Origin of the sequence: Pedobacter sp. Hv1, from assembly GCF_001412215.1 — a bacterium.
GTDB lineage: Bacteria > Bacteroidota > Bacteroidia > Sphingobacteriales > Sphingobacteriaceae > Pedobacter.
Window position 1 is genome coordinate 76,219 of sequence record NZ_LLWP01000011.1, and the last position, 25,027, is coordinate 101,245.

The following is a 25,027-nucleotide window of genomic DNA, read 5'->3' on the forward strand; positions in this document are numbered from 1 at the left end:
AATATAAAAATATCATTACACTTTGTTCTGCATAAAAGAAATTAGCACCTTTAAGCAGCAATTCCCAATCATGAAAAAACTCATCTTAATCTTAGCCATTTCTTTTTTCGCTTTACACTCTTTTGCACAGAATTTTAAATATGCTTTTGTAACCGATACCCATATAGGGACAGCCACGGGCGAGGAAGATTTGAGAAGAACTGTTGCCGATATCAATAAACAAAATGATATAGATTTTACCATAGTAACTGGCGATGTAACCGAAATGGGTACCAATGACGAACTCAAATTGGCCAAAGAAATTCTATCTGGATTGAAAAAACCCTTTTATGTAATTCCAGGAAATCATGATACAGGCTGGTCTGAATCTGGTGGTGTAACTTTTATCAAAGAATTTGGCAGCGATAAATTTACTTTTGACCATAATGGCTATCGCTTTATTGCTTGTGCCTCTGGACCCTATGTACGCATGTCTGATGGACATATTCCTCGTGATGCCACTGTTTGGCTGGATGATATATTAAAAAAAACACCTGCTAAAATGCCTATTGTTTTTATTAACCACTACCCTATTGACAATAGTTTAGACAATTGGTACGAAGCCACAGACCGGTTAAAAAAATACAATATCCAATATGCCATTTGTGGACATGGACATCAAAATAAGGCCTACAATTTTGAAGGGATAGAAAGTACCATGGGCCGATCGAACTTAAGGGCAAAGGATAGCATTGGCGGTTATAACATTGTAAACATGACAAAGGATACTGTTTATTTTGCTACCAAAAAACCTTCTGAAACTTTATTACCTGTTTGGAGAAAAATTGCCTTAAAACCTTTTGTACATCAAACTTTAAAGGCTTACGAAAGACCAGATTATTCGGTTAATCAAAAATATAGTGGGGTAAAAGAAGTGTGGACCTACCATTCAAATGCCAACGTAGTCAATACACCTGCTTATACCAACAAACTAGCCATTTTTGGCAATAGTGTGGGTTTGGTAGAAGCCTTAGATTTAAAAACAGGCAAAAAAGCATGGACATTTAATACCAAGGGCGCCATCTATTCTTCTCCAGTGGTAGCCCAACATCTGGTTATTCTTGGTTCTGGAGATGGAAACATTTACGCGTTAAATGCCACTACTGGTAAGGTGATTTGGAAAGTAGAAACGGCTAATGCGGTATTGGGTTCTCCGATTATCGACGGCAACCAGGTATTAATTGGTTCGAGTGACCATACTTTTAGATCGCTAGATATTCAAACAGGTAAAACAAATTGGAAATTTGAAGAGGTAGAAGGAACAATTGTGGGCAAACCACTTCTCTATCAAGGTAAAGTTATTTTTGGTTCTTGGGGAAGACACTTGTATGCATTAGATGCTAAATCTGGCCATTTACTTTGGAAATGGAATAATGGCAGCGCCAACAGAATGTTTTCGCCAGCTATGGTTACTCCAGTAGCGACCAATGGCATTATCTATATTGCTGCCCCAGATAGGTATTTAACAGCTATAGATGCTAAAAATGGACAGACTTTATGGCGAAACAAGGAAGCTACTGTAAGAGAATCGATTGGCTTATCTACAGATAGCACCCTCATTTACGGCAAAACCATGCAAGATGAAGTGGTTGCCTACAAAACACAGGTTACAGACCCTGGAATTGCTTGGAAACTCAACTTAGGCTTTGGTTATGAACATGTACCCTCTATGCTGATAGAAAAAGACGGCAAAGTCTTTTTCGGGACAAAAAATGGAGTAGTATATGCCTTCGACCCTAAAAAACAACAAGCTTTATGGGCTCACAAAATAGACAACTCCATGATCAATACCGTTAACGTAATGAATAGCAAAAACATTTTGGTGAGTACAATGGATGGAAAAGTAACTTTATTACAGAGTAAAGAATAACTATTCTGGCTCGCAGTGCTGTCTCAATTGTTTTGGTCCTTGTGGCCAGATAAATGCTGTAGTTTGTTTTTTCCAACCCATGCTCTTGTAAAAATTATCTGCACCCGGGGCTGCACTTAAATTTACAAAATGATAATCAACCAATTGATTGTTCAAGGTAGTGACTAGATATTTCCCTAGTCCCTGCCCTTGGTAGTCTGGGTCTACAACAATATCGGCTAACATGGCATAATATCTTCCATCGCCCACCACCCTGCCAAAGGCAATCACTTTGTCGTCTTTAAACACAAAAAGTGTAGTGGTACTATTCTTAAATGCAGCAGCAATCTCTTCTGCTTTACGGTGTTTCCATTCAATTTTAAAGAAGAGAGAAATGATATAATCCCAATCTATTTGAGCAAGATCTGGATTGATTTGATAAGTATAGGCTGGGTTTTCTTGAGGGATGTTCATTATCGATTAAAAATAGGGCGTTTGGAATACTTAGTTGATCTTAATGAGATTAACCAATTTAATGATGATATATTGTAAAGAGTGTTTCTATTTTTTACCAACCACAACTTTGGTCATTGCATCCCAATTTAAATAGGTATTGGCAATGGCTTTAATTTCTTCGGCACTTATTGTTTTCACTTTGTGGATATACTTGCTGTAATAACTGTAATCTAAATCTGAAAAATAGATGTTCTTAAATTTATCGGCATGCGAAAAAGCATTTTCTAAACTACCCAACATAGAACCAAGCATATAATTACGTACCAAGTCTAATTCTTCTTCAGCTACCAATTCGGTTTTTAATAGGTTGATTTCTTTTTCTATTTCTTGTAAAGCACTGGCGCAAACATCGGTTCCTACCTCTGTAGCAATAAAGAAATAACCTGCATCTTTTAAAGAGGCAATACCAGAACCAATGCCATAGGTATAACCTTTGTCTTCGCGTATATTGGCCATTAAACGAGAACCAAAATATCCACCCAACAAGGTATTCAAGATTTGCAAAGAAGAAAAATCATCATGCTTACGGTTAATGCTTAAATTACCCATCCTGATAGCAGACTGAACCGCATCTGGTTTTTCAATGTAGATGTCTTCGCCTGTAAGGGCTGCAAAACTAAATTGATTGAGGGTAGAGGCTTCATGGTTTGCCCAAGCTTTACCAAAAGATTGGTTAAGTAGATTAAATTCTACATCTTCAAATTTACCAGCAGCTATAATGGTACAGTTTTCTGGTTTAAATGCAGCTTTAAAATAAACTAAAAGATCTGCTCTTTTCAGTTCATCATAGTCAGCTAAACCGATATCAGAACCATAGGCTGTTGCTCCAAAAATGGTATTGGCAAAAGTTTTACGGGCCAGAAAATCGTTCTTCTGTAAATTGACACTCAATTTTTGCTTTTGGTTCTGAATAAAAATATCCAATTCGTTTTGCGGAAAAATACTTTCATTTAAAATTGACCATACAATTGGCAATACCGCAACCAAATGTTTATTTAAACTGTATAAGGTAATTGTAGTATGGTCTGCCGCATATTCTGTTTGCAAAAAAGCACCATAATAATCTACCTTATCTGCTATTTCTTTTGCTGATAATGTTTGCGTTCCATTATTGATCAAGCTATTTACCGTTACAGCTTGTAGGGGTTGGTTTTGATCCCAGTTTACATTTTGAAATATAAACTCGATGCGAACCAATTCTTGCTGACCGGCATTTACAGTAAAAACTTTAATGCCATTGTCTAATTGTTGTGCCTTTGGCGCAATAAAATTAATTTCATCAACCTGTTTAGAAGCAGGTGCAAGCGTACGGTTAAGCATTGGCTAAATAATATAAGGTAGAAGATTTTTCTTTAACAAAAGTTGTTGCAGCAGCTTGCTTAATCTGTGCTGCAGTAATGGCTAGGTATTTATCAATTTCTATATTCAAAAGCTGCGCATCGCCCAATAGTTCGTAATAGGCTAAATTCATTGCTTTATCCAACAAATTCATCTCGGCAAAAAGCATAATCGATTCTGATTTATTTTTCACCTTGGTCAACTCTTCCTCGCTTACCAAGCTATTGGTCATTTGTTGTAGTTCTTTCCAAATTGCTTTCTCAGCAGTTTCCATTTCTACTCCTGTAACCAGTTTTCCTTCAACCACAAATAAACCTTCGTCTAAACTGCTAGAAATGTAAGCATTGATATCGCTGAACAATTGTTGTTCTTTTAATAAACTGTTGTATAACCTTGAAGATTGGCCTTGCGACAATACATCAGACATTAAATCATAAACCTGATAGGTCTGGTCATTTCTTGCAGGCATTTTAAACGCAATATAAATCGAATTTAAAGGTACATTTTCGTTAACTGTTAACGTTCTTGCCTCGGTTTGCGCTAATTCTTTTGGTAAATTACGGTGGTATTTCTCACCTGCCGGGATGGGTTCAAACCATTTTTCGGCCATTTTTTTAACTTCTTCGGTTTTTACATTGCCCCCAACTACCATAATGGCATTTTGTGGGTTGTAATGTTTTTTGAAAAATGCTTTCACATCTTCCATTTTGGCATTTTCTATTTGGGCCAGATCCTGTCCAATGGTTGCCCATCTGTAAGGGTGTGTTTGGTATGCAAGTGGACGCAATTTCAACCATACATCGCCATAAGGCTGGTTAAGGTAACGTTGTTTAAACTCTTCCATTACCACATTTCTTTGCGTATCCAAACTCTTTTCAGAAAAGGCAAGGCTTAACATCCGATCACTTTCGAGCCAAAAAGCAGTTTCGATGTTTACTGCAGGTAAGGTAATGTAGTAATTGGTAATGTCGTTGCTCGTAAATGCGTTATTTTCGCCTCCCACACGTTGTAAAGGCTCATCATAACTAGGAATATTAACAGAACCACCAAACATCAGATGTTCAAACAGATGTGCAAAGCCAGTTCTCCCCTCTTCTTCATCTCTTGCCCCAACATCATATAAAATATTTAAAACTGCCATAGGTGTTGTTGGGTCTTCGTGAACCAGAACTTTTAAACCATTAGCTAGCGTAAAACGATTAAAATCTACCATATCAATTTTTAGAGCAGTAAAGATATATAAAAAGGTAAGATGTGGAATGCAAAATGGAAGATGTATCAATTAAATGATAATTGTCTAACGCAATCTCTTCTCGTGTTTTTTTACATCCCATAAACCTTATAGCTTTTGCCTTACATCGCTTTTAGCTATCTTTGTAATATGAATACTGCCGAATTATTACAGCGGGCTTTAAAATTCGACTTTTTAACCAAAGAAGAAGGCGTTTTTTTATACCATAATGCAGATACTGCAGCATTGGCCTACGTAGCTAACGAATTAAGAAAAATTCAAGTACCAAGTGGTAAAGTTACGTGGCAAATAGACCGTAATGTAAATACAACCAATGTTTGTATTGCCAACTGTAAATTCTGCAATTTCTTTCGCAGACCGGGGCACGATGAGAGTTACATTACGGACATTGAAACCTACAAAGTTAAAATTGAAGAGACTTTTCGTTTAGGTGGCGACCAATTGTTGTTACAAGGTGGCCATCACCCAGATTTAGGATTAAATTTTTATGCCAATCTTTTTAAAGAGCTCAAAGAATTATATCCTGATTTAAAGTTACATGCCTTAGGTCCACCTGAAATTGCCCACGTGGCTAAATTAGAGGGCATTTCACATACTGAAGTTTTAAAAGAACTGAAAGCCAATGGAATGGATTCTTTACCAGGGGCAGGTGCCGAAATTTTAAATGACAGGGTAAGGCGTTTAATTTCTAAAGGTAAATGTGGTGGACAAGAATGGTTGGATGTAATGCGTGCGGCACATCAATTAGACATTACCACTTCTGCAACGATGATGTTTGGCCATGTAGAAACTATTGAAGAACGTTTTGAGCATTTGGTATGGATTAGAGAAGTTCAGAGTGAGAAACCTGAGCATGCCAAAGGCTTCTTGGCCTTTATTCCTTGGCCTTTCCAAGATGATGGTACTCTATTGAAACGTTTGAGAGGAATTAGTAATAATGTAAGTGGCGATGAATATGTAAGAATGTTGGCTTTAAGTCGCATTATGCTACCTAACGTTAAAAACATACAGGCCAGCTGGTTAACAGTGGGCAAATCAGTTGCCCAAATGTGCCTTCATGCGGGTGCAAATGATTTCGGATCAATCATGATCGAAGAAAATGTTGTTTCTGCAGCAGGTGCACCACACCGTTTTACGGCGCAAGGTATTCAGAATGCAATTAAAGAAGCAGGTTTTGAGCCACAACTCCGTGGACAACAATACAACTACCGCGATTTACCAGCTCATTTAGAAGAGCAAGTCATTACCTATTAAAACAATCTTAAAGGTTAAAGCATAAAAAAGGGAAGAAAGTATGCACTTCCTTCCCTTAACTTAAACCCAATGAAAAACTTATAATTTAAATCCTGTTTTCAAGAATAGATTAGCAATAACTACTACGCTAGCTTTATCTAACGGCTCATCAAAACTTTCTACAGCAACGGCTTTTGTTACGCCTGCATTGCCATTAATTCCAGTAATGTTTACACCTGCTTGTGTGGTTAAATCTTCACCCGCATAAACTGCATCTACTTGTGGAACACCTGAATCGTTTGCCTGACCAGCAGCACCTAAACTTACCCATGGTTTGTAAATTGCTGCCCCACCTGCCAATGCTGTACGCATTTGACGAATGTGAGAAGCGTGACGTGCTTCTACAGAATGGATCTGTAAAGCAGTAGTAAGTACAGCATTACCAGCCAAAACTCCTGCCTGACCTTTGTATGCCCTTACTCCTGTATCTTCGAATCCTTGTGCCACAGCCAAAAATGTTCCATAATTGCTATATACATCAGCAAATGTTCCACCAGCTGTAAAATCTGTCATTGCATAGGTAATTTCTGGTCTAGCAGCAGCACCCAAAGCACCTTTCAACAAGTTAACGTGTGCATTTTCGTGATCGCGGATCAATGTAATTGCCGCTGTTGCAGCTCCAGCCGGAATGGTTAAAGTTGGTGCAGCAACCAAAGCATGGTTATAAAAATGATATTCTAAATATTCTAAGGCCAACGCAAAATTCAATACATCTGTAACTGCAGCTGGCGTACTTTGACCATATGCTTTTTGAAATACAGAACCTAATGCCAATGGCATTGCAGCAAGAGTTATTTTTTTACCCATGTTAAAAAACTCTTTCATTGCTGCTCTTCTCGGGTTTAATCTTTCATAGATCTCACCGTCAACTTTTTCAATTTCTTCTAATATATTTACGATATTCATGATTTCTAATTTTAGGATTAAAGATTAATTACGTTAATTTTCGTTTTGATATATTTTCCTGCGGCACCTAAAACAACATCTGGTGTTAAAGCCATATCAAGACCATTTGAAGCAGTAACCTGTGGAGCAGTAGCAAAAGTTCCATTAGAAATCAGATCTCTTACATAAGCAGCATGGCGAGCTTCTACCGAAACTATTTTACCAGCAGCCAACAAATAAGTTGTGTTTTTTAAACGAACACCTGCACCATTGTAGGCACCCACACCTAAATCTTCAAAAGCCATAGCTGCATTTAACACACTGCTACGATCTGTAAAGTTGATGCTAGAAAAATCTACAGATAAATTACCAATTGCTGCTGTACCTAAAGCATTTTTAAAAAATTCTCTATGGGCTATTTCATGAAATTGAATATCTTGGAAGTATTGTTTTTCTGCAGCGCTAAAGCCAGAAGGTGGAGCAGCTGCAACCTGAATATAAAATGCAGCCTCTAATTGTTCTAAGGCATACGCATAGTTCAAGACACCGAAGTCATCTTTAAAATCTAATGTAACACCAAAGTCTGTGTTTACAACTCTGTCTTTTTTACAACCTGCTGCTGTTAAAGCAACAATGGCGGCTCCTGCTCCTGCGTATTGCAAGAAGGAACGACGCTCTAATTTAGCATCCAAAATGTTGCTTTCTTTTTGCAGTACATCTTGATTTTCGTTTAAACTTTCCATAAGAATAATTTTAATTTTAAGGTTCTAGTTAAAAGGTCATATATATGTCATCTACGAAAGCAATTTGACTTTGGTTTTTGAGATCGAAGAAATATTTTCTATTCCTTCTATTTTTTGATAAATTGAGCCCTATTAAAAACTACGCCGTGTTAAATGCCATAATTGTTGATGATGAAGAGTTTGCCCGTTCCTCCCTTTATTTTCTTTTACAAGAAAATTGCGAGAACGTTCATGTTGCAGGTATTGCAAAATCGGTAAGTGAAGCACGTAATTTGTTAAGTCAACATGCTATAGATCTCATCTTTCTTGACATTGCCATGCCCAGCGAAAACGGCTTTGAGCTTATTCCACAGGCCCAAAATGCAAATGCCACGGTGATATTTACTACTGCTTATGATCAATATGCACTAAAAGCCATTAAAGCAAATGCATTAGATTACCTGCTGAAACCAATTGATATTGATGAGCTTAAAGAAGCTGTTCATAAAGCGGTTAAATATATCAAGTTAAACAAGGCAGAAAACAACAGAAACGAAAGTCTTAAAAATCTGGCCAACGATTTAAATGACAAAACCAGTATCAAAAAAATAACTTTACCAAGTGGCCAAGGTTATCGATTGGTAGATATTGATGACATTATCCATATTGAAGCGGACAGCAATTACTCTGTATTTCATTTAACCAACCTAGAGAAAATTGCAGTATCTAAAATATTGAAAGAATACGAAGAAATATTGCCCGAGAACAGGTTTGTACGTATCCATAAATCTAGTATTGTAAATCTGAAGTTTGTAAAAGAATACAATAGCAAAAATGGGCTTCAGGTTGTACTTAACAACGGAGAAACCATTACTGTTTCTAGAAGGAGAGCGAGTGACTTTTTTGATAAGATTAAATCCTATACCAATATCCAAGGTGAAAATTAGGGCCTACCTATATATTTTAGTTTGCCTATCGATTGTAATGCTATCGTCGAACAGCAAAACCTTTGCACAAATTGCTTATTTGCCACATTACACCACAAAAAATGGATTACCAAGCAACAACTGTTATTACACCTTACAAGATAAAAAGGGCTATATCTGGGTGGCTACAGATGCTGGGGTAAGCCGATTTGATGGTACGGTATTCGAAAATTTCTCTGTAGATGATGGATTGCCTGATAATCAAATCTTACAATTAAGAGAAGACAGTAAAGGCAGGATATGGTTTTTAGCACTTAATGGGCAATTAAGTTATTTCTTTAATGGAAAAATCTACAATCAAAACAATAGCGAAAAACTACAACAACTCAATTTTAATGCTGTAGTGGTTTCTTTCTTTGAGGATAGCAAGGGAAGAATCTGGTTTGGCACCAATAAAAACGTAATTGGCCTATGGGACGAGAAAACGCTGATCAAATATAGCTCACCAAATACTGAAAACCAGTTCATCAATACCTTTATCCACGAAGATAAACAAGGAAATATCTGGGCCTATAGTACACAAGCGGTGCATTTATTTATCAGGAATAATTTTGTGTTGATTAAGGATACATTGCTTCCACTTTCTTATAAAACCATACTCAATAGGCCAGATAAATCGATGTATTTTTTAGACAAACAAGGTCTAAACCTAAAAGTAGGCACCTTTAACAAATTGGTATTTAAAATAGATACGCTTTTATTGAACAATAGCCCTGGGTATATCTATTTAAATGACAAAACGCTTTGGCTAAGTAATAACAATGGCGTATTTGTAATAGATTTTGATGGAAAAACAAAACAGATCTTAAAAGATGTTGATGTAAACCAAGTGATCAAAGACAATAACCAAAATATGTGGTTTACCACAAAAAATGGAATTTATAGGTTACCTGATGTTAAAGAACGGCTGTATATTTTTAACAAGAACAATGGTTTAAGTAACGACATGATCAAGAGCATTACTAAAGATGCACAAAACCGGTTATGGCTAGGCTTAAACAGCGCCAATATTAATATCCTCAACCTAAAAAGTAAAAAATTAGAAAAAATCTCCCTACCCAATCCTAAGAAGTACAATCTGGTTAAACAATTACTTTTCGATCAGAAAAATAAAAATATCTTGTTTGCTTCCGATTATGGCTTAGGTGCTGTATCGTCAAGTTTTCCATTAAAACCTACAATTAGCCATTTAAGAGAGACCAACAACTCTGTATTTGTAATTAAAAACTTCAGCATTGATACTACCCAAAAAATGGCCTTGGCCTTATCTTCTGGGGTAGTAATTATCAATGATAGGCTTCATAAATTTGAGTTTACCTCTTCTAATTATAAAGAAAAGCAAGATTTTTTTAAAGATCGCTCCTACCGGGTGTATTATGATCAACAACAAAATCTATGGTTCTCTAACCTTAATGGAGTATCTGAATTCAATTCGGAAAAGTTAAATAAGGTTTATGAAAACAACCTGCTTTTAACCAAAAGGATCAACGATATGCAACAGTTGAGCAATGGAAGTTTAGCCATGGCAACAGATGGATATGGTATCTTATTGATCAAAAATGGAACATTGATTAAACACCTTACCCAAAAAGATGGTTTAAACAACAATATTATCAATAAATTATTTGTACAGAACGATTACCTATGGGCCATTAGTAGAACTGGGATCAATAGAATTACCTTTAAAAATGATAAAGTAACCGTTAACACATTTGATTATGCCAACGATTTGTTGTCTGATGATTTAAATGACCTCTATATCGATACTGATACTGCTTATTTTGCCACAAACAATGGCCTGGTCTATTTTGCCCACAACCAGAAGACCCAACAAACCAAGGCCCCAAAAACCTATATTTCGTCTGTTACCAACAATAAAGAAACATTAGATTTAAGTGCTGCTAGTTTTGTACTTAGCCCTGGGCAACATAATATTACATTTAACTACAGCGCAATTGATTTTAAAAACAGACGAATAGTTTACAGATACCGATTAAAAGCAGATGCAAACTGGTCTGAAACCAAAAACAGAAGGGTCGAATTGTCTTCACTTGAACCAGGAGAATATACTTTTGAAGTGAGTGCCAAAAGCCAAGATAGCGAATGGAGCAAGCCAGATCAAATCCACTTTATCATAGAAAAAAACTTTTGGCAAACCTGGTGGTTTATCATTGTGCTATTGATTATTGGCGGTTATCTATTATATATCATTACTGTTCGCATAACCAAAAGGCAAAAAAACAAGGAACAAGAGCAGTTGTTGTTAAAGAACAGGATATTAATGTTAGAACAAAGGGCTTTACAAGCGATGATGAATCCCCATTTTGTTTTCAATGTGATGAATTCTATTCAACATTATATCAATACAAAAAATACGTCTTCGGCCAATAAGGTATTAACGGGTTTCGCCAAATTAATTAGAAAAAACCTAGAAATATGTACCAAAAGTTACATCAATATTGAAGAAGAGATTGAATACCTTAATCTTTACCTAAGTTTAGAGAAGTATCGTTTCGGCGAGAAATTTGAATACCACATTCATATGGATGCAGACATAGATAAAGAAGAGACCTATATTCCTTCGATGATCTTACAACCCTATATTGAGAATGCGATATGGCATGGCATTATGCCGATAGAAGAAGGTGGTAAAGTACAGATTAACATTGCTCGAAAAAATGAAAATTATTTATGGATTAAAATCATAGATAATGGTGTGGGGATCAATAATTCTTTGGCCAATAAAAACACCAAACATCAGAGCAAAGGAATGGAGCTTACTCAAGAAAGAATAAACCTGCTCAACCAAATCGAAGCAAAACCTATACAGATTTTCATCGAACAGAACGGTAATAGTGGCACAACAATCACAATTTCTGTCCCTTTAAACTAAAAATTACCGTTTACTCAATTATTACTACCACTTACTAAATTTTCTCCAATCATTCTAATATTAGCATTAAACTTGTTATAAGATATTAAACAAACATTAATTGTTTGTTCAAAAAACGTTCTTATAGGATTGACAAAGATATTTTTTAACCTAACCTAAAATCATATCTCAATTCAGGTTTCATTTGTGTGTTAAAAGCGTCCCGAAAAATCGAGACGCTTTTTTTGTTTCTAACGCTAAGCATATTTAACTAAATTGATTTTATTATACGTAAACAACTGCTTTTCAGGCTAAGAAAAAAATGAAAAAAAGTTTCAAAAAAAATCTTTTTATTCTAATTTTGAATCAAATAAAAAAACAAAAAAAGAGGTTTCTTTCTATTTAAAAAGATTTTTTATAATTTAGAGTACCTTTAAAATTTCCTATTATTAATATTTTTTGTGTTATGAAAACGCCGAAAAAACCGATCCAGAAAAACCCAGTGAACAAGCCTCTTTCCGACAAGGAATCAGATGATGAAGATGATGATATCCAAGACAATGAGATATTAGATGAAGAGGACGATGATGATTTCGACGTTCCATTAGACGACATCGATACTTCTTATAACTTCGATGACGACGACGATGATGATGATGACGATAGATACTAAGAAAAAATATATCATAAATATATAATTTGAAAAAGCATCCTTTATGGGTGCTTTTTATTTTAATCTAACTGCTACTAAATGAAGATTATACTTGTTAAGGATACGGCGACCCAAAAAGATTTTTTAAATGTTGTAAATGACATCTATAAAGACGATAAAGCTTTTATACGTCCTTTAGATCAAGACATTACAAAGGTATTTGATCCAAACAGTAATCCTTTTTTTAAACATGGGCAGTGTGTGCGATGGATCTTAAAAGACAATAACCACCAAACCATTGGTAGAATAGCTGCTTTTATCAACGAAAAAAAAGCATTCAACTACGAACAACCAACTGGCGGAATGGGCTTTTTTGAATGTATCAATAACCAAGAGGCCGCTTTTTTATTATTTGACACCGCAAAAGACTGGCTTCAAGAAAATGGCATGAAAGCAGTTGAAGGCCCAATCAATTTTGGAGAAAATGATACTTTTTGGGGTTTATTGGTAGAAGGCTTTACTCCTCCATCTTACGGAATGAATTACCATTTACCTTACTACCACCAATTTTTTGTCGATTATGGCTTTGAAACCGCTTATGAGCAATTGACAAACCACATTAACTTGACCATCCCTTTTCCTGCTCGTTTTACAAAAATTGCAAATTGGGTAGCTGCTAAACCCGACTACACTTTCGAGCATTTCAAAAAAGACAATGCAGATAAGTACATTAATGATTTAATGGAAATCTATAATGATGGCTGGCAAGACTTTGAAAATTTCGTTCCAATCAAAAAAGAAACCTTAAAAGAGAGTTTCAAACAGATGGAAGTGATCATGGATGAAAATCTAATTTGGTTTGCCTATGCCAATGGTGAGCCTGCTTCCTTTGTAGTGATCATTCCAGATGCCAATCAAATGATCAAAGGCTTAAATGGCAAACTGGGTTTGTTAGAGAAAATAAAATTTGCCTACAGACGCTGGGTTGGAGTTACTAGAATGAGAGCCATTGTAATGGGCACAAAAACTTCCTTCCAGAAACTAGGCTTAGAATCTGCGCTATTCATCAAATTAGGAGAGTATGTACTCCCTAAAAACCAATATACAGAATTAGAGTTATCTTGGGTAGGCGATTTTAATGAAAAGATGATTGCCATTCATCAAGCTACTGGTGCCACTTTTGGAAAGCGACACCTTACCATGCGCAAAATCTTTTAGTTACTTATTTCTAATTTCTTCGTAAAGATCAATTACTTTCTTTTGAAGTTTGATGATCTCTTCTTCTTGACTAGCAAGTTTACTTTTCAATACTGTAATCTCTTCTGGGTTATACGATCGCTGAATCTCTCCATCTTCAGAAATGATCTCTAATGTCGAAACTTCAAATAAGTCGGCTATCTGGTCTAGTCTGGAAATATTAATATCCGTAATACCTGTTTCAATTTTAGAAAAGGCAGGAATTGAAATCTGTAATCTTTTAGCTACTTCTCCTTGGCTCCAACCATTTTTCTGGCGTAGTTGTCTAATATTTTTACCAATGATATTCATCACAATAGATTATTTAATGTTTTATAAGGTTAGTTGTTCCCCTTAAACATTCAACTCTAATGCCAATTTAATCAAATCCATGCCACCATAATTGCCAGAACTCATCAACAAGAGGTTTGTATGTTCAAAATTAAGCCCTCTTAAGTAGCTTTCTAATGCTCCCGCTTCGTTAAAAAATAGGATGTTTTCATCATTAAAAGATGTTCTAACATCATCTCCGCTTAGCGGCTCCATTTTTTTATGTTTAAACGTCTTTTCGTCTATATAAACGATCGCAACATCGGCTGCTTGCATGCTATCGCGATACTGTTGCAAAAATTCTTTATTTAAACTACTAAACGTGTGAAGCTCTATACAAGCCACCAACTTTCTATCTTCAAATTGTGCTTTTACGGCATCAATTGTAGCTTTTAGCTTTGATGGAGAGTGGGCAAAGTCTTTATAAACACTGGTATTTTTTGCACTGTTTAATAGCTCTAACCTCTTGGCTGCACCCGTAAATGAAGCAATGGCCTGATCAAAATCTGCCTCCGCTATATTTAGTTGTTTACACACCAATTTTGCTGCATTTAGGTTCATTAAATTATGATCACCGAACACTTGTAAAGGGGTATGTTGAGGCAAAAGATATGTTACGCCATCTATTACATTATGGGCCGGAATCGAGTAAGGGATCTTTGTAATATTTTCTTCTGAGTTTATAACAATTTTTCTTAATTCTAAATCTTTTTCACAATAAATCAATATTCCATTGGGGAATATCGTCTCGATAAATTTATTAAACTGGGAAATATAATCCTCAAATGTTGGGAACACATTGATATGGTCCCAAGCAATCCCGCTAATTACTGCAATATTTGCTTTGTATAAATGGAACTTTGGTCTTCGATCTATCGGCGATGCCAAGTATTCATCTCCTTCAATAATAATTACAGGAGCAGAGTCGGTTACTTTAACCATGGTTTCAAAACCGGCGAGTTGCGCACCCACCAAGTAATCAAAATCTCTATGGTAATAATTCAACACATGCAAGATCATTGAGGTGATGGTTGTCTTACCATGGCTCCCCCCTATTACCACCCTTAGCTTATCTTTAGACTGCTCGTAAATATATTCGGGATACGAATATATTTTCAAACCCATTTCTTGAGCTTTCAATAATTCTGGATTATCTAAACGGGCATGCATCCCTAAAATAATCGCATCAATATCAGGTGTAATATTTTCTTCAAACCAGCCATTTTCCTTAGGTAGGAGACCATAACTAGCTAACCGGGTGTTAGATGGTTCAAAAATCACATCATCTGAACCAGTTACCTTAAAACCTTTTTTATGGAGTGCGATGGCCAAATTGTGCATTGCACTACCGCCAATAGCTATAAAATGTATCCGCATATCTAAATAATTTTGAATGATCGAATTTTGAATAGGGTGCTACTTACCTGAAATTCTTTCATTCTCTCATTTCATCATTCGTTTATTCTTTTTTTAAAAACTGGGCAGCAACCCAATCTCCAATTTTCTTGTGGTCAACATAAGTAAGATTAAATTCGGCGCAATGCGTTTTAATCATTTCTAAATCTGGATGTTCGTAAAAACCACTAAATAGTATTGTTCCTTTATTTTTAAGTACCGCCGCATAACTGGCAATCTGATCTAACAATATATTTCTATTGATATTGGCTAAGATCAGATCAAAATCAACTGCTGGTATGGCTTCTTTGCTACCACAAAGTGAAATCAAGTTTGGAATATCATTTAATGCTGCATTTTCAATGGCGCTTCGGTAACATACCTCATCGTTATCAATGGCAATAATTTCTTTGGCCCCTCTTTTAGCAACCAAAATGCCCAATATGCCTGTACCAGCACCCATATCTAAAACCACTTTATCTTTTACTTCGGTTTCGAGAATATACAACATCATCATGGTGGTAGTTTGGTGATGACCAGTACCAAATGCCATTTTCGGGTCTATTACAATCTCGTATTGATATTGTGGTTGATGTTCGTGAAAAGTTGCACGCACATAACAATCCTCATTTATAATTAAGGGGCTAAAATTCTTTTCCCACTCTTCATTCCAGTTTTGAGGCTCAATAGAATTGATGGTATAGGTATACTGTAATTCATCTCCAAAACTCATCAGCACATCGTTCAAAGCAGTTTCATTAAACTGCGCAGTTACAATAAATGCATCAAAGCCAGTAGTAGTATCTTCAAAAGTATCAAAACCAATATCTGCCAGTTCAGCAATCAAAAGATCTTTCTGGTACTCTTGAACGTCGTTAAAGCTAAAAGCTACTTGGGTATAATCCATTAGTAATTAAAGGTTTTAACGATATCTACAAAATCGCGAGATTTTAAAGATGCACCACCAATTAAACCACCATCTATGTCGTGTTGTGCAAATAATTCTGCCGCATTTTTAGGGTTACAGCTACCTCCGTATAAAATTGTGGTATCATCTGCAATGTTCATCCCATATTTTGCCTCAACTTTTGCCCTGATAAAGGCATGGATATCTTGTGCTTGTTCTGGTGTAGCCGTTAAACCTGTTCCAATAGCCCAAACTGGCTCATAAGCCAAAACTATTTTAGAAAAATCTTCAGCACTTAAACCAAATACACCATTTTCTAATTGCGATTCTAAAACTTGATAATAACTGCCGTTATTTCTTTCGTCTAAAGTCTCTCCAATACAAAATAATGGAGTTAAGTGATTTACCAAAGCGATTTTTGTTTTTTCGGCTAACAAAGCATCAGTTTCGGCAAAATATTGCCTACGCTCTGAGTGGCCAATAATTACATACTCACAACCTGTAGATTTTACCATTTTTGCTGAGATTTCGCCAGTATAAGCACCACTCTCATTCTGATGGCAGTTTTGGGCACCAATCTTTACAATACCGGCCGACAACTGTGTCAAACTATTTAAATGAATGTAAGGAGCACAAATTACAGCAATCTGATCGCCTTTTTTTTCATCTCTAACCATGTTCACAATCTCAGAGAATAAGGATATGCCTTCGCTATAATCCATATTCATTTTCCAGTTACCTGCAACTATTTTCTTTCTCATAATTTAAAATCTTCTGTATTGTTTTGTAAGTTCAAAAACATGCGATAAAATAGCAGTTTCTGTTGTATCTAATTCTGTATCTCTTCTTTCGTAAACCTTCACCGCTGTTTCTAACATCTTTGGCAGGCTATAAACGTCAAAGCCATGTACACCACCCCAAGCAAAATCAGGGATAAAGTTACGTGGAAAGCCTGCACCAAAAATATTGGCACTTACCCCAGCAACTGTTCCGGTATTAAACATAGTATTAATGGCACATTTGGCATGATCGGCCATAATTAACCCGCAAAACTGTAAACCTGTTTCGCGAAAGGTCTCTTGATCATAATCCCACAGCTTCACATCACCATAATTATTTTTAAGGTTCGAGTTATTGCTGTCTGCTCCAATATTACACCATTGGCCTAAAACTGCATTACCCAAGTAACCTTCGTGCCCTTTTGATGAATAGCCCCAAATTACACTGTTATTGATTTCTCCACCAACCCTGCTCAATGGCCCGATGGTGGTTTTACCATAGATCTTGGCGCCCATTTTAACCTGCGATCCATTACATAATGCAAACGAACCTCTAATGTGACAACCTTCCCAAACCTGGGTATTTTTGCCCAAATAGATTGGCCCTTGCAAACTATTAAAGGTAGAGCACTCTGCGGTTGCACCTTCTTCTACAAAAATTTGGTCGCCCAAAAAGGTATTAGTAGCACTTAATGTAGCAGAAGACCTGCCTTTGGTTAACAGCTCAAAATCCTTAAGTAATTCTTGATGGTTATAGCTAAAGATGTTTTCTGGAAAAACAAGCTGAACAAAGTTTTGCTCATATTTTACAATCGCTAGCTTTTCTAACGCTTCGGTATAACTCAATGAATGATTTTGTGTATGGTAGGCAATTACCAATCCATCTTTTACCAAAACCTCGTTCTCATTAAGCCCTAAAACTGCATCTAGTAATTGCTGATCTGGACATATCGAACCATTGATCAATAAATTTGCTGCTATAGGAGCATATTTTACACTTAAATAGTCTTGGGTTTTAAAACCGAATGATGCATTTAAATATTTTGCCCATTTCTCTGCTATAGTTAAAATACCAATCCTTAAATCGGCTACAGGCCTTGTAAATGTCAATGGCCTTAGCGATAGCCAAGACTTGTCATCAAATAGATTGATCATCATAAGCTACAAAAATAAAAAAAGTCCCGAGCAAATGCTTCGGGACTTCTAAAAATTTTATGATATCGCTAAAATTATTTTTTAGCGTAACGAGTTTTAAATTTATCGATACGACCTGCTGTATCTACCAACTTCATTTTACCAGTATAAAAAGGGTGTGAAGTGTGTGAAATCTCTAATTTATAAAGAGGATACTCATTACCATCTTCCCATTTAATAGTTTCTTTAGTTTCAACGCAAGATTTAGTCAAAAACTGATATTCGTTAGACATATCTTTAAATACTACGAATCTGTAGTTTGATGGATGCAAATCTTTTTTCATTTGAATATTATTTTAAGTTTTATTTATCTGAAACATCAAGAACATACTGATTGCAATTTGCTGGCAACAATGCTTATGATCGTTTCTATTTGTCTTTTTATTTATCGTCTCTTTTTAGAGGATGCAAATATGAGGATTTTATTTGTTAATTACAACACCAAAAACAATTTAAAATGATAAGTTTTTAAACTGCTATTTTAAAATTAAAAATAAATTTAGCTTACATTTAATTTCCTAATGGTAAAATCATAACCAATGAACAGAAGAAATTTTCTAAAAAACAGTTCTGCCGCAGGGCTCATCACTACTTTCGGTATCTCCGACAGTTTAGCTGCTTCAACGCTTGCAGACAAAGATAGCTCAAATTTTCTTGATCATTTTGAATTAAATGAAGTCACCATCCAGCAATTACAAGAGCAGATGCGTAATGGTAAATTATCTTCAAAGGCATTAACAAAACTTTACCTCAAACGCATTGACGAAATTGACAGCAAAGGGATTAAGCTCAATGCTGTCATTGAAATCAATCCTGATGCCATTGCAATCGCAGAAAAATTGGACCGAGAAAGAAAAGCCGGAAAGATAAGGGGTCCACTTCACGGTATCCCTATTTTGATTAAAGATAACATTGATACTGCCGATCAAATGCAAACTACTGCTGGGGCATTGGCATTGCAAGGAAACATCGCATCGGCAGATGCCTATATTGTAAAAAAACTGCGCGAAGCTGGAGCTGTGCTACTGGGCAAAACAAATTTGAGTGAGTGGGCAAATTTCAGGTCAACCAGGTCTTCAAGTGGATGGAGTAGCCGTGGTGGGCAAACAAAAAATCCAAATATTTTAGACCGAAGCCCAAGTGGTTCGAGTGCTGGTTCTGGATCTGCCGTATCAGCCAATCTATGTGCTGTAGCCATTGGTACCGAAACAAATGGATCTATCATTACCCCTTCTGCTTACAACGGTATTGTAGGTTTAAAGCCTACTGTAGGTCTATTGAGCAGAAGTGGTATTATTCCCATCTCTAGTACACAAGATACCCCAGGGCCTATGGCCAGAAATGTGACTGATGCAGCTATTCTACTCTCGGCTTTAACCGGAGTAGACAACAATGACGAGGTTACAAAAAATAGCAATGGCAAAGCACAAAAGGATTACACTCAATTTTTAACCAAAGATGCATTTAAAGGCAAAAAGATAGGTATAGAGAAGTCCTTTCTAAGAGGGCATGAAGCTGTAGTGAAACTCTATAAAAAAGCCATTGAGCAATTGAAGGTTCTTGGTGCCGAAGTAATTGAAATAGATTTTGTAAGTCAATTTAGCAGCCTTGGTGGAGCAAGTTATACTGTGCTTTTATGTGAGTTTAAAGATGGTGTAAACAGCTATTTATCAAAGGCAAATGCAAAGGTAAAAACACTAAAAGACGTAATTGCTTTTAATACAGCAAATGAAGCGAAAGCCATGCCCTATTTTAAACAAGAACTTTTAGAATCTAGTCAAAACTCTCCAGATCTCAATAGTACCGCTTATAAAGATGCCGTTAACAAAACCATCTCTGCCAGAAAGTTAATAGATGATATCTTAAAAAAAGATAACCTTGACGCAGTTATAGGCACAAGCTTTGGCATTCCGAATTGCATCGATCTCTTTAAAGGTGATTATGGTGGCGACTTTTACTTCTGTTCTCCGGCGGCAATGGCAGGTTTTCCACACATCACTGTTCCAATGGGTAAAGTTTTTGAACTTCCAATAGGACTTTCAATTGTAGCCAGTGCATACGAAGAACCTAAAGTTTTAGCCATGGCCTATGCCTTTGAGCAAGCAACACAACATAGATCGGCACCAAAATTCATTAAATCCTCTAATTTTTCTTCCGGCATTTAAGTAAATATATAAGTTGGCATTTTCATTGCTATCAATGGTGTAATTCAAATGGTTGACGACTTTTTATCAGCCGAAACATTAAAAAAATCAATTTATTTATGGAATTTCATTAAAAAATTGATCATTTAAGTACACATAAAGAAATTATAGAATGAAAAATTTAACAAAAAACACCATCTACAAAACTATCTTAAGTCTATTTTTAATACTTGGTACCACCAGCTTGGTAAAGGCTGATGTGATTAGACTCACTATAAAAGAAGAAGTTGCCAATTGTACTGGCGTTGCACCACAAACCTGTTTCCAAGTCAAATATAAAAACAGCAAAAACTGGGAATTCTTTTATGGCCAGATTGAAGGTTTTAATTATAAACCGGGTTATAGATATGTAATTGATGTAACCAGAACAAAAAGAAAAAATGTTCCAGCAGATGCCAGTGCCTATACCTACAAGTTAAAAAAGGTGATTAAAAAACAAAAGATGGCTACAAAAAAAGCAGACAACTGGGCTTTTGTAACCAAACACAATTGGAAACTGATCCAGATGAATGGTGTTACACCAAAAAACACAAGTGCATACCTATCTTTTCAGGCTGATAAAAATGCAATGACCGGATCAGGTGGATGTAACAGAATTTTTGGAGGTTTCGAGTTAAAAGACAACCAAATTACTTTTAAAGGAATAGCCAGTACAAAAATGGCCTGTGCCGATGCTGAAAAAAGTAAGTTAGAAAGCGATTTCTTAAAACTATTATCAGACAATAGCTTTAGGTACGATGTCGCTGACCAAACTTTAAACTTCTACAAAGACAACAAACTAGTCTTGATGTTTGGGATGGCCCCATTAACTAAATAGACTAAAACTATAAAAGTCCAGCTAACCCAAGCTGGACTTTATCTTTTTAACTATATTTTTTCCAAGTTTCAATCTTGGCCTTTTGTCTACTTAAGTAAGCATCAGCAATTACTTCTGCAGAACTTTGATCTGCATTGCTTTCTAATAACTCTTTTAGCTTGTATTGATCTACATCTGCTCGATATAAAATCTGTAGCAGTTTAGAAAAATCTTCTTCAATTAAATAGGCAAAAGAATTCACCATCAATTGGCGCAATTGCTCTTCAGACAAGTTATTGTCTATTTCAAAATCTTTATTGATGATTTTAATTAATGAATGGATATCGCTCATTTTAAAATTGTATTCAATTGATATTTAACCTAATGCAAAACTAACTGCCGCTGCCGCATGGATTTTAGTGGTGTCAAAAACAGGTACAGCAACATCTTCTTGACTAATCATCATCGGAATTTCTGTACAACCTAATATAATTCCCTCTGCCCCTTTGGCAATGAGTTCGTTGATAATGGTCAAATATCTGGCCTTCGTTTCGGCCTTAATTATTCCCCTTCCCAATTCCTCTTTTAAAGTATGTTGTATATAATCCCTTGTTGCTTCACTTTCCAGGATAATCACCTCTAGTTGCTGCTCGCTTAGTTTATTTTTATAAAAATCTAGTTCCATGGTTACTTTTGTACCCATCAATCCAACTTTCTTAAGCCCTTTTTTATTAATCTCAGTTGCCGTCACTTTTGCAATATGGATAAGGGGCAATTGTATTTCGACTTCCAGCTCATCGGCAAATAGATGCGCTGTATTGGCACATAGTACAATAGCCTCAGCCCCACTAGCTTTTAAACTTTTACAAGCATTTAATAAAAGTTCATAAGCCCTATCCCAACCCTTTTCATGGATATCTGCAAAATTTAAGGAATAAATGATACACTCTGCAAAATTAAGTCCACCCAACTTTTCATTAATTCCTTCATTCATCAATCGGTAATAATCTAAGGTAGAAACCCAGCTTACCCCACCTACTAATCCAATTTTCTTCATTGCTAGCTTATTTCTTGACAAAGCTCTACTAAAACACCATTTGTTCCCTTTGGGTGTACAAAACAGATCAACTTATTGTCTGCCCCTTTTTTCGGTTCTTCATTTAAAAGGATAAAACCTTCTGCTTTCAATCGGGCCATTTCGGCATAGATATCAGTAACATCAAAAGCAATATGATGGATTCCCTCTCCCTTTTTGGCCAAAAATTTAGCAATGGCGCTATCTTCAGTTGTACTACTTAAAAGTTCTATTTTATTTTCGCCAACTTTAAAAAAGGCAGTATTCACGTTTTCAGACTCTACCAATTCCTGTTTATAACAAGCTGTTCCGAGCAGTTTTTCGTAAATATCACAGGCTTTAAAAAGGTCGTTTACAGCAATACCAATATGTTCAATTTTATTCATAAACTTTTAAACAGTTAAACAAATGTAAAAATGCAGGTTTTAACTATACCGTCATAGCTATAATTTATAATTGTTAGGAAACTTTTTTCGTATCTTTGTGTATTAATAAGAACAGATACAAATAATGGAACTTCCAATTTACTTAGATAATAATGCTACCACACCACTCGATCCGAGAGTGTTAGAGGCGATGTTGCCCTATTTTACGAACAAATTTGGCAATGCAGCTAGTCGCAACCACGCATTTGGTTGGGTAGCAGAAGAAGGTGTTGATTATGCTCGCGAGCAGGTGGCAAAATTGATTGGTTGTACAGAAAAAGAAATCATCTTTACCTCTGGTGCTACAGAAGCCGATAATTTAGGTATTAAAGGTGTTTTTGAGATGTACCAAGATAAGGGTAATCATATCATTACTGCAACAACAGAACACAAAGCTGTACTAGATACTTGTAAACATTTAGAAAAATTAGGTGCTAAGGTTACTTATTTAAAAGTAAAAGAAGATGGCTTAATTGATTTACAGGAATTAGAAGCTGCAATGACCGAAAAAACCATTCTAGTTTCCATTATGTATGGAAATAACGAAATTGGTGTGGTACAGCCGATTAAAGAAATTTCAGCTATTGCACATAAACACGGTGCTTTATTTATGACCGATGCTACACAAGCAGTAGGTAAAATTCCAGTGAATGTAAATGAAGATGGAATTGACTTAATGGCATTTAGTGCACATAAAATGTACGGACCAAAAGGTGTTGGTGTGTTATATGTACGCAGAAAAAATCCAAGAGTTAAAGTTACTGCTCAAATAGATGGCGGTGGACATGAGCGTGGGATGCGTTCTGGAACCTTAAATGTACCAGGTATTGTTGGTTTAGGTAAAGCTTGTGAGTTGTGTCGTTTAGAAATGGACGAAGAAGCTAAACGTTTATCAGCTTTACGCGATAAATTAGAAGCTGCGCTAACTACTTTAGAAGAAAGTTATGTAAATGGTAACACAGAACATCGTTTGCCACATGTTGCTAACATCTCTTTTAAATATGTTGAGGGTGAAGGTTTAATGATGGCAATGAAAGATTTAGCAGTATCTTCTGGTTCTGCTTGTACTTCAGCTTCTCTAGAACCATCGTACGTTTTAAAAAGCTTAGGTTTATCTGATGACTTGGCACACTCTTCAATCCGTTTCGGATTAGGTCGTTTTACTACGGAAGAAGAAGTTGATTACGCAATAGAAAATACTAAAAAAGCCGTTAACCATTTAAGAGACCTTTCTCCACTTTGGGAAATGTTTAAAGATGGAATTGATTTGAGTAAAATTGAGTGGGCTGAGCACTAAAACAGTAATCGGTTTACAGTTCGCAGTTGAGTACAAATAACTGAGAATTGATAACTGGAAGCTGATAACTAATTAAAAATTCATCTCTGCAAAGAGATTTAAAGAAAATACAAAATGGCATATTCAGAAAAAGTAATGGAACATTATACCAACCCTCGCAACGTTGGTACTTTAAATAAAGACAGCAAATCTGTAGGAACAGGTTTAGTTGGCGCACCTGAGTGTGGAGACGTGATGCGTCTTCAAATTGAAGTAGATGGAAATAATGTAATTACTGATGCTAAATTTAAAACATTTGGCTGTGGTTCGGCAATTGCATCATCTTCTTTAGCTACAGAGTGGTTAAAAGGAAAAACAATTGACGAAGCTTTAGCTATCGATAACATGGACATTGTAGAAGAATTGGCTTTACCTCCAGTTAAAATTCACTGTTCTGTATTGGCAGAAGATGCAATTAAATCTGCAATTAACGATTACCGCGTTAAAAATGGTTTAGAGGCATTCGAATTGGCTAAATCACACCATTAACAAAGTAATAAGTATCTAGTACTAAGTAGTAAGACATATCTGTTACTCTACTTTAATCTTGACACTTTATACTTAAATCTTAATACTATGATTACCATAACTGATAAAGCAAAAAGCAAAATTGATCACCTAATGCAAGATTCTGAATTAGGTTCTGATTACTTTTTACGTATTTCTGTAAAAGGTGGTGGTTGTTCTGGCTTATCTTACAACTTAGATTTTGATAACGAGGCCAAAACCGGAGATCAATTTTTTGAGGACCGTGGAATTAAAATAGCCCTAGACATGAAATCATTTTTATACCTAGCAGGTACTGAACTTGATTTTACCGATGGCTTAAACGGCAAAGGATTTAATTTTATTAACCCAAATGCAAGCCGCTCTTGTGGCTGTGGAGAAAGTTTTTCTGTTTAATATAATTTCTCATAACTAGAAAAGGCATCGAAATATTGATGCC

25 protein-coding genes are annotated in these 25,027 nt (G+C 35.8%); 11 read left to right on the forward strand and 14 right to left on the reverse strand.

Translation table 11 applies throughout. From position 1 onward, the window contains the following. Positions 1-70 precede the first annotated feature (70 nt). Positions 71-1,909, forward strand: coding sequence for a PQQ-binding-like beta-propeller repeat protein (locus tag AQF98_RS19750; protein WP_055133701.1), 1,839 nt, complete (start codon positions 71-73; stop codon positions 1,907-1,909). On the opposite strand, the gene AQF98_RS19755 is transcribed toward AQF98_RS19750, so the two are convergent. From AQF98_RS19755 to AQF98_RS19765, 3 genes are all read right to left on the reverse strand, one after another. After that, entirely contained in the window at positions 1,910-2,362 is a 453-nt protein-coding gene (locus AQF98_RS19755) for a GNAT family N-acetyltransferase (protein ID WP_055133702.1), read from the reverse strand. Between the two features lie 87 nt (positions 2,363-2,449). Beyond that, the gene (locus tag AQF98_RS19760; protein WP_055133703.1) at positions 2,450-3,724 is read right to left on the reverse strand and encodes a pitrilysin family protein; all 1,275 of its coding nucleotides are present in this window, start codon (positions 3,722-3,724) and stop codon (positions 2,450-2,452) included. Beyond that, the gene (locus tag AQF98_RS19765; protein WP_055133704.1) at positions 3,717-4,955 is read right to left on the reverse strand and encodes a pitrilysin family protein; all 1,239 of its coding nucleotides are present in this window, start codon (positions 4,953-4,955) and stop codon (positions 3,717-3,719) included. Before AQF98_RS19765 ends, AQF98_RS19760 begins: the two co-directional genes overlap by 8 nt. A gap of 168 nt (positions 4,956-5,123) precedes the next feature. Here AQF98_RS19765 and AQF98_RS19770 point away from each other — a divergent pair, with 168 nt between their 5' ends. Continuing rightward, complete coding sequence (locus tag AQF98_RS19770; protein ID WP_055133705.1) at positions 5,124-6,248, forward strand: CofH family radical SAM protein; 1,125 nt, start codon at positions 5,124-5,126, stop codon at positions 6,246-6,248. 78 nt (positions 6,249-6,326) lie between these two features. On the opposite strand, the gene AQF98_RS19775 is transcribed toward AQF98_RS19770, so the two are convergent. Together AQF98_RS19775 and AQF98_RS19780 are read right to left on the reverse strand one after the other, a co-directional pair. Continuing rightward, the gene (locus tag AQF98_RS19775; protein ID WP_055133706.1) at positions 6,327-7,193 is read right to left on the reverse strand and encodes a ferritin-like domain-containing protein; all 867 of its coding nucleotides are present in this window, start codon (positions 7,191-7,193) and stop codon (positions 6,327-6,329) included. A 17-nt stretch (positions 7,194-7,210) separates the two neighbouring features. Beyond that, positions 7,211-7,915, reverse strand: a complete 705-nt coding sequence (locus tag AQF98_RS19780; protein WP_055133707.1) for a ferritin-like domain-containing protein — start codon at positions 7,913-7,915, stop codon at positions 7,211-7,213. Positions 7,916-7,992: 77 nt separating this feature from the next. Between AQF98_RS19780 and AQF98_RS19785 the strand changes: the two genes are divergently transcribed. From AQF98_RS19785 to AQF98_RS19800, 4 genes are all read left to right on the forward strand, one after another. After that, on the forward strand, positions 7,993-8,841 hold the full coding sequence (locus AQF98_RS19785) for a LytTR family DNA-binding domain-containing protein (RefSeq protein ID WP_235524273.1): 849 nt from the start codon (positions 7,993-7,995) through the stop codon (positions 8,839-8,841). Between the two features lie 37 nt (positions 8,842-8,878). Then, a complete protein-coding gene (locus AQF98_RS19790; RefSeq protein WP_161805893.1) occupies positions 8,879-11,773 on the forward strand; it encodes a two-component regulator propeller domain-containing protein in 2,895 nt (964 codons plus the stop codon). Positions 11,774-12,218: 445 nt separating this feature from the next. Further along, positions 12,219-12,425: a hypothetical protein gene (locus tag AQF98_RS19795; RefSeq protein ID WP_055133708.1), complete on the forward strand. Its 207-nt coding sequence runs from the start codon at positions 12,219-12,221 to the stop codon at positions 12,423-12,425. A 78-nt stretch (positions 12,426-12,503) separates the two neighbouring features. Continuing rightward, on the forward strand, positions 12,504-13,622 hold the full coding sequence (locus AQF98_RS19800; RefSeq protein WP_055133709.1) for a hypothetical protein: 1,119 nt from the start codon (positions 12,504-12,506) through the stop codon (positions 13,620-13,622). Here the strand turns inward: AQF98_RS19800 and AQF98_RS19805 are convergent, their stop codons facing one another. The 6 genes from AQF98_RS19805 to AQF98_RS19830 all read right to left on the reverse strand — a co-directional run bounded on the left by AQF98_RS19805 (position 13,623) and on the right by AQF98_RS19830 (position 18,529). Beyond that, on the reverse strand, positions 13,623-13,952 hold the full coding sequence (locus AQF98_RS19805) for a helix-turn-helix domain-containing protein (protein WP_055133710.1): 330 nt from the start codon (positions 13,950-13,952) through the stop codon (positions 13,623-13,625). A gap of 42 nt (positions 13,953-13,994) precedes the next feature. After that, entirely contained in the window at positions 13,995-15,347 is a 1,353-nt protein-coding gene (gene murC / locus AQF98_RS19810; RefSeq protein WP_055133711.1) for a UDP-N-acetylmuramate--L-alanine ligase, read from the reverse strand. Between the two features lie 82 nt (positions 15,348-15,429). Beyond that, a complete protein-coding gene (gene prmA / locus AQF98_RS19815; RefSeq protein WP_055133712.1) occupies positions 15,430-16,272 on the reverse strand; it encodes a 50S ribosomal protein L11 methyltransferase in 843 nt (280 codons plus the stop codon). Then, positions 16,272-17,033 carry a triose-phosphate isomerase gene (gene tpiA / locus AQF98_RS19820; protein WP_055133713.1) on the reverse strand — a complete coding sequence of 254 codons (762 nt, stop codon included), beginning with the start codon at positions 17,031-17,033 and terminating at the stop codon, positions 16,272-16,274. Before tpiA ends, prmA begins: the two co-directional genes overlap by 1 nt. A 3-nt stretch (positions 17,034-17,036) precedes the next feature. Further along, on the reverse strand, positions 17,037-18,209 hold the full coding sequence (locus tag AQF98_RS19825) for a GlmU family protein (RefSeq protein WP_055133714.1): 1,173 nt from the start codon (positions 18,207-18,209) through the stop codon (positions 17,037-17,039). A 71-nt stretch (positions 18,210-18,280) separates the two neighbouring features. Next, positions 18,281-18,529, reverse strand: coding sequence for a type B 50S ribosomal protein L31 (locus AQF98_RS19830; RefSeq protein WP_055133715.1), 249 nt, complete (start codon positions 18,527-18,529; stop codon positions 18,281-18,283). Between the two features lie 255 nt (positions 18,530-18,784). Between AQF98_RS19830 and AQF98_RS19840 the strand changes: the two genes are divergently transcribed. Both AQF98_RS19840 and AQF98_RS19845 read left to right on the forward strand, forming a co-directional pair. After that, the gene (locus AQF98_RS19840; protein ID WP_055133717.1) at positions 18,785-20,410 is read left to right on the forward strand and encodes an amidase; all 1,626 of its coding nucleotides are present in this window, start codon (positions 18,785-18,787) and stop codon (positions 20,408-20,410) included. 151 nt (positions 20,411-20,561) lie between these two features. Then, the gene (locus AQF98_RS19845; protein ID WP_055133718.1) at positions 20,562-21,266 is read left to right on the forward strand and encodes a DUF4377 domain-containing protein; all 705 of its coding nucleotides are present in this window, start codon (positions 20,562-20,564) and stop codon (positions 21,264-21,266) included. Between the two features lie 46 nt (positions 21,267-21,312). Here the strand turns inward: AQF98_RS19845 and AQF98_RS19850 are convergent, their stop codons facing one another. From AQF98_RS19850 to mce, 3 genes are read right to left on the reverse strand one after another with little or no spacing between them, the layout of a single operon-like run. Then, positions 21,313-21,597, reverse strand: coding sequence for a hypothetical protein (locus AQF98_RS19850; RefSeq protein ID WP_055133719.1), 285 nt, complete (start codon positions 21,595-21,597; stop codon positions 21,313-21,315). A 24-nt stretch (positions 21,598-21,621) separates the two neighbouring features. Continuing rightward, positions 21,622-22,302: an aspartate/glutamate racemase family protein gene (locus AQF98_RS19855; RefSeq protein WP_055133720.1), complete on the reverse strand. Its 681-nt coding sequence runs from the start codon at positions 22,300-22,302 to the stop codon at positions 21,622-21,624. A gap of 2 nt (positions 22,303-22,304) precedes the next feature. Continuing rightward, positions 22,305-22,706 carry a methylmalonyl-CoA epimerase gene (gene mce / locus AQF98_RS19860; RefSeq protein WP_055133721.1) on the reverse strand — a complete coding sequence of 134 codons (402 nt, stop codon included), beginning with the start codon at positions 22,704-22,706 and terminating at the stop codon, positions 22,305-22,307. A gap of 124 nt (positions 22,707-22,830) precedes the next feature. Between mce and AQF98_RS19865 the strand changes: the two genes are divergently transcribed. The 3 genes from AQF98_RS19865 to AQF98_RS19875 all read left to right on the forward strand — a co-directional run bounded on the left by AQF98_RS19865 (position 22,831) and on the right by AQF98_RS19875 (position 24,984). Further along, on the forward strand, positions 22,831-24,042 hold the full coding sequence (locus AQF98_RS19865) for an IscS subfamily cysteine desulfurase (protein ID WP_055133722.1): 1,212 nt from the start codon (positions 22,831-22,833) through the stop codon (positions 24,040-24,042). Between the two features lie 114 nt (positions 24,043-24,156). Further along, positions 24,157-24,570, forward strand: a complete 414-nt coding sequence (gene iscU / locus AQF98_RS19870; RefSeq protein ID WP_055133723.1) for a Fe-S cluster assembly scaffold IscU — start codon at positions 24,157-24,159, stop codon at positions 24,568-24,570. An 87-nt stretch (positions 24,571-24,657) separates the two neighbouring features. After that, positions 24,658-24,984 carry an iron-sulfur cluster assembly accessory protein gene (locus tag AQF98_RS19875; protein ID WP_055133724.1) on the forward strand — a complete coding sequence of 109 codons (327 nt, stop codon included), beginning with the start codon at positions 24,658-24,660 and terminating at the stop codon, positions 24,982-24,984. Positions 24,985-25,027 lie beyond the last annotated feature (43 nt).

Coding starts and splice junctions, on each gene's coding strand:
- AQF98_RS19775 (WP_055133706.1), bottom strand. CDS start 7,193: ATGAATATCGTAAATATATTAGAAGAAATTGAAAAAGTTGACGGTGAG.
- AQF98_RS19805 (WP_055133710.1), bottom strand. CDS start 13,952: ATGAATATCATTGGTAAAAATATTAGACAACTACGCCAGAAAAATGGT.
- mce (WP_055133721.1), bottom strand. CDS start 22,706: ATGAATAAAATTGAACATATTGGTATTGCTGTAAACGACCTTTTTAAA.
- AQF98_RS19770 (WP_055133705.1), top strand. CDS start 5,124: ATGAATACTGCCGAATTATTACAGCGGGCTTTAAAATTCGACTTTTTA.
- AQF98_RS19825 (WP_055133714.1), bottom strand. CDS start 18,209: ATGATGATCAATCTATTTGATGACAAGTCTTGGCTATCGCTAAGGCCA.
- AQF98_RS19760 (WP_055133703.1), bottom strand. CDS start 3,724: ATGCTTAACCGTACGCTTGCACCTGCTTCTAAACAGGTTGATGAAATT.
- AQF98_RS19750 (WP_055133701.1), top strand. CDS start 71: ATGAAAAAACTCATCTTAATCTTAGCCATTTCTTTTTTCGCTTTACAC.
- AQF98_RS19765 (WP_055133704.1), bottom strand. CDS start 4,955: ATGGTAGATTTTAATCGTTTTACGCTAGCTAATGGTTTAAAAGTTCTG.
- AQF98_RS19850 (WP_055133719.1), bottom strand. CDS start 21,597: ATGAGCGATATCCATTCATTAATTAAAATCATCAATAAAGATTTTGAA.
- AQF98_RS19780 (WP_055133707.1), bottom strand. CDS start 7,915: ATGGAAAGTTTAAACGAAAATCAAGATGTACTGCAAAAAGAAAGCAAC.
- tpiA (WP_055133713.1), bottom strand. CDS start 17,033: ATGAGAAAGAAAATAGTTGCAGGTAACTGGAAAATGAATATGGATTAT.
- AQF98_RS19755 (WP_055133702.1), bottom strand. CDS start 2,362: ATGAACATCCCTCAAGAAAACCCAGCCTATACTTATCAAATCAATCCA.
- AQF98_RS19845 (WP_055133718.1), top strand. CDS start 20,562: ATGAAAAATTTAACAAAAAACACCATCTACAAAACTATCTTAAGTCTA.
- murC (WP_055133711.1), bottom strand. CDS start 15,347: ATGCGGATACATTTTATAGCTATTGGCGGTAGTGCAATGCACAATTTG.
- AQF98_RS19800 (WP_055133709.1), top strand. CDS start 12,504: ATGAAGATTATACTTGTTAAGGATACGGCGACCCAAAAAGATTTTTTA.
- AQF98_RS19875 (WP_055133724.1), top strand. CDS start 24,658: ATGATTACCATAACTGATAAAGCAAAAAGCAAAATTGATCACCTAATG.
- AQF98_RS19830 (WP_055133715.1), bottom strand. CDS start 18,529: ATGAAAAAAGATTTGCATCCATCAAACTACAGATTCGTAGTATTTAAA.
- AQF98_RS19855 (WP_055133720.1), bottom strand. CDS start 22,302: ATGAAGAAAATTGGATTAGTAGGTGGGGTAAGCTGGGTTTCTACCTTA.
- iscU (WP_055133723.1), top strand. CDS start 24,157: ATGGCATATTCAGAAAAAGTAATGGAACATTATACCAACCCTCGCAAC.
- AQF98_RS19790 (WP_161805893.1), top strand. CDS start 8,879: ATGCTATCGTCGAACAGCAAAACCTTTGCACAAATTGCTTATTTGCCA.
- AQF98_RS19840 (WP_055133717.1), top strand. CDS start 18,785: ATGAACAGAAGAAATTTTCTAAAAAACAGTTCTGCCGCAGGGCTCATC.
- AQF98_RS19795 (WP_055133708.1), top strand. CDS start 12,219: ATGAAAACGCCGAAAAAACCGATCCAGAAAAACCCAGTGAACAAGCCT.
- prmA (WP_055133712.1), bottom strand. CDS start 16,272: ATGGATTATACCCAAGTAGCTTTTAGCTTTAACGACGTTCAAGAGTAC.
- AQF98_RS19865 (WP_055133722.1), top strand. CDS start 22,831: ATGGAACTTCCAATTTACTTAGATAATAATGCTACCACACCACTCGAT.